The sequence below is a fragment of the Nocardia asiatica NBRC 100129 genome (assembly GCF_000308415.1).
In the GTDB taxonomy this organism is placed as follows: domain Bacteria; phylum Actinomycetota; class Actinomycetes; order Mycobacteriales; family Mycobacteriaceae; genus Nocardia; species Nocardia asiatica.
This window is the reverse complement of sequence record NZ_BAFS01000371.1, coordinates 1-2,908: the sequence shown is the minus strand read 5'-3', so window position 1 is coordinate 2,908 and position 2,908 is coordinate 1. Positions and strand designations below refer to the sequence as shown.

Sequence of the window (2,908 nt, the reverse complement as noted above, 5' to 3'; positions counted from 1 at the left end):
GGTATTCGTCGTCCGCCTCGCCCTTGCCGAGGGTTTCGTAGATCGCCGGCTTGAGCAGGTCGTCGACTTTCGGCGGGGGAGTGGTCATGCCACGGCCCAGCAGGTCGACGGCGGTCTGGATGGCGGTGTCCGCCAGCGCGATGAAGGCGCGCAGCCCTTCCGAGGCGCCGGGCGGGCAATGCAGGTCGACCAACCAGAAATGCTTGGCCTCGGCGGCCATGCCGACCAGCGGGGTGGATGCCACCGAAGCTGTCTTGGCTTTGGTTTCCGCCGCCGTTGGTGCCATACCGTCGCCACCGCCTCTCAGGAAGTCACATCCATTGTCGGTGCTTCCCGGTTGTGGGAAGTGGCGCATAGTTCGATTACCCACCCAAGAATGGGAATACAACCGAATCTGTTGGAGCGACACAATAACTGGAAAGTGTGAGAGGCGGTCGTTGATGAGCGATGGCGAGTCGGTCGGATGGCACCGGCACTGACGAACGACCTGGATGGAGTGCTCCGCTCGCTGCTCGCCCTGTACGGCGACGGCCAGCCCGCGGGCCAGTCGGCGAGCGCGACCCAAGCGCTGGCCGCCGATTTGCGTGCCCATTCCGGGGCGGTGGCGCTGCGGTACGGCGAGGCCCAGGGGATGCAGCTGTCGGTCGCGGAATCGCATGCGGGCAAGGACGGAATCGTGCGCAAAGCCGTGGGCGAGTCCAGTGACGGAACGGTCAACGGCCGTGGCCGCCTGACCAACCACATCGCCGATTTCCAGGCGCGGATGCAGGCGATCGCGTCCGTGAGCGACACCCGCTTCAGCGGCCCCGCGCTGCTCGATGCCGCGCAGACCACCATCTCCAATGCCACCAAGCAGGTCGATGCCGACGTCGCCGCCGCCCGCAGGCAGGCCGCGCAGATCATGCCGCCCGCCGTGCCGCCGACCAGGCAGGCGCGCCACGGCGACGCGCCCCGCCGACGGCGTCGAACGCGCTCCAGGTCCAGGTCGGCCTCCCGGCTGCGCCGCAACGGCCGGGTGCGCTCGGACGGGACGCTGGGCAGCAACGCGGTGCTCGCCGCCAGCAACTGGCTCGGCACGCCGTACGTCTGGGGCGGGGGCGGCGCCGGCGGGCCCAGCGGCGGTGGATTCGACTGCTCGGGCCTCACGCAGTACGCGATCGCCCAAGCCAGCAACGGCGAAGTGGTGTTGCCTCGGACCACCTACGAGCAGATCTACAGCGGAACCCGGGTGCACCCCGGCGACGTGCGGCCCGGCGATCTGGTGTTCCCCGCCGGATCGTTCAGCGCACGCGGGCCCGAGCACGTGCAACTCGCCGCGGGCAACGGCATGGTGATCGAGGCGCCCTACACCGGTTCGACGGTGAAGTGGTCACGTATGCCGAGCGAAGCCGTCGTCGTCCGGGTGCTGTGACGCGGTGACCCGGGAGAGGATCACGGCGTGGCCATAGACATTCCCAGCGAGGTCGCGCTTTTCCTCAACATCTGCGGCATTCCGTATCCGGACATCAACGAGGACGACGTGCGCGCCCTCGCCGGTCACGTCCGCACCTTCGCCGCGCAGGTACAGGACACGCACGACTCGGCGACCGGCGTGATCGACCAGATGGGCGCTTTCTACTCGGGCGATTCCTACCAGCAGTTGGCGGCCACCTGGGCGAAGATGAGCGCCACGAACATGCGGCGGCTCGAGAGCGCGTGCGAGCTCGTGGGGCAGGCCCTCGAGGTGGCGGCGACCGTGATCACCGCGGTGAAGGTCGCCGTGCTGGCCGAACTCGCCGCGCTGGCCGCGGCCTATACCTCGATCATGCTGACCCCGCCGCTGGCGCCCTCCGCGCCGTTGGTGGTGGCCGCGGCGCGGCGGCTGTGCGACGAGATGGTGCAGTATCTGGTGGGGTACATCGTCGCCGAAGTCATCGGCAAGGCGATCGAACCGCTCGAACAAGCCATCGGCGACATGGTCAACGGGCTCGTCTACGACGCCGCCCGCGACGCGCTCGACGTGCCGTCGTCGAGTGGAACCAAAGCCCTGCACATCGACCCCGACGAGGTCCAGCGCTTCGCGCGAGTGCTCGACGATCACGCCGACGACATCATGCAGCACGCGGCGAACTTCGCCGAGAACGTCTCGAAACTCGACTTCACCACCGCACCGCGCATCGATGAAGCCGCTCACCCCACGGTGACCGACCCCACCGCGCCGGGCGCCGGGCCACCCCTCGGTCCCGCCGTGCGGCCGGACGAGTCCGTGCTCCGGCCGCACGAGAAGCCCCAGGCACGCTTCGGTCCGGATCTACCATCAGGGCCGGGAAATCCCGCCGGGAACAACGCCCACGACGCACGAGTCCCCGCCGCGAACGTTTTCGGCGTCGGGGAGCGGGCTGTGGATCGAACCGAGAACGCGGGTGCCTCGCCGACCGGCGCCGCCGACCAGGCAGCGCAACACGGCACGGCAGCACAACGGAATCCGGTCTCGGACTCCGCGGCGGCGAAGTCCCCGGCTCAGGCCGCGGTCGCGAACAATCCGGCCGCGGCTGCCGCCTCACACTCCGCCGAAATCGGAACGCCCCGTTCGATATCCGCGCCGCTCTCATCCGACGCGGGAACGACGGTCGCCCGGGACGCGGCGCTCGCCGATTCGCTGCGACCGGCGTACGACAGCGCGGTGCGCGAGCCCGGCTCGGCGTCCGATTCGGCTGCGCCACCGGGCCGGTCGCCGGTCGACGCTTCGGCGCCGGGCGGTCCGATCGCCGCTCAGCAGGGCGCCGGGGCCGCGGCCACCCCTTGGGGGCGCACCGGGCAGCACGCAGCGCCGGCACCGAATCCACAGCTGCCCAGAGCGGAAGGTCCGGCGAAGATCGCGCCGAAGGCGCGTCGGCCCGCGGCCACCCCATGGGCGAAGGCGCGGCGC

General features: G+C 70.2%; 3 protein-coding genes. 2 read left to right on the top strand and 1 reads right to left on the bottom strand.

Translation table 11 applies throughout. The annotated features are described in order from the left end of the window. Positions 1-286, bottom strand: a 286-nt coding sequence (locus ON27_RS29545; RefSeq protein ID WP_157227392.1) for a hypothetical protein, incomplete at its 3' end; no start/stop codon positions are given. 177 nt (positions 287-463) lie between these two features. On the opposite strand from ON27_RS29545, the gene ON27_RS29540 reads away from it, so the two are divergent. Continuing rightward, on the top strand, positions 464-1,411 hold the full coding sequence (locus ON27_RS29540; protein WP_043734958.1) for a C40 family peptidase: 948 nt from the start codon (positions 464-466) through the stop codon (positions 1,409-1,411). Between the two features lie 27 nt (positions 1,412-1,438). Continuing rightward, positions 1,439-2,908 (top strand): WXG100-like domain-containing protein (locus ON27_RS40140; RefSeq protein ID WP_051047102.1); only part of this gene is annotated, 1,470 nt, incomplete at its 3' end.